This window comes from Gilliamella sp. Fer4-1 (assembly GCF_001690515.1).
In the GTDB taxonomy this organism is placed as follows: Bacteria; Pseudomonadota; Gammaproteobacteria; order Enterobacterales; family Orbaceae; genus Gilliamella; species Gilliamella apicola_C.
The window spans coordinates 1-882 of record NZ_LZGZ01000158.1 but is presented as its reverse complement, the minus strand read 5'-3'; the positions used below and the strand labels follow the sequence as shown (position 1 = coordinate 882).

General features: G+C 34.2%; 1 protein-coding gene. It reads right to left on the bottom strand.

The features are described from left to right. Positions 1–157: 157 nt before the first annotated feature. Positions 158–880: a molybdate ABC transporter substrate-binding protein gene (modA, locus tag A9G30_RS05500; protein WP_141672014.1), complete on the bottom strand. Its 723-nt coding sequence runs from the start codon at positions 878–880 to the stop codon at positions 158–160. Positions 881–882: the final 2 nt, after the last annotated feature.

Sequence of the window (882 nt, the reverse complement as noted above, 5' to 3'; positions counted from 1 at the left end):
TTTACCAAAAAATTGACAGCGGGCTAATACCCAAGCAGTTAAAATTCCTATTGGTAAGCTAAACCCAATTGCCGAAGTAGCTATCTTTAAACTAAGTAATAAAGTTTGCCATTCAAATTCACTTAATAACATATTTCAAAATACACTTGGCGATAAATTATTTTATTATAAAACCGTATTGTTTAAAAATGGCTTTAGCTTGTGGCGAATTTAAATATTGATAAAAATCGTTTGCTTTGGGATTCAATAAGGTAATGGGATATTCTATAGGCTTAAAAGTATCCATAGGGAATGTCCCAATAATTTTTACCTTATCGCTTACCTTTGCATCTGTGCTATAGACAATACCAAGCGTAGCTTCATTACGCTCGACTAACATCAATGCGTCACGTACATTGCTAGCAGGAGCAAATTGTGGTGACAATTTATTAAATATTCCTAAGTTGGTTAAGGATTCTTTGGCGTAAAGCCCAGCAGGAACATGATCTGGATCGCCAATGGCTATTTTTCCCCCTTTAGGTAAAATTGCTTCCCAGTCAGTTTGAGTATTAATAACAACATGATTTAATTTCGATTGCTTGGGAGCAATAAGAACCAATGTGTTTTTCAAAAGATCTTGTTTATTTTTAGCTACGTTATGTTCAATAAGGTAAGTCATCCACTTTTGATCCGCTGACATAAAGATATCAGCAGGTGCACCTTGTTCAATTTGTTTAGCTAATACTGATGATGAAGCAAATGAAAACACAATATCGGTATCTTCATGTTCAACTTTATAAATAGCAGCGATATTCTGTATAGAATCAGTCAATGACGAAGCAGCGAATACCGTTATTTTTTCGGTTGCTGATGCTAAAAAGGTTACTGTCATCATTATGATAA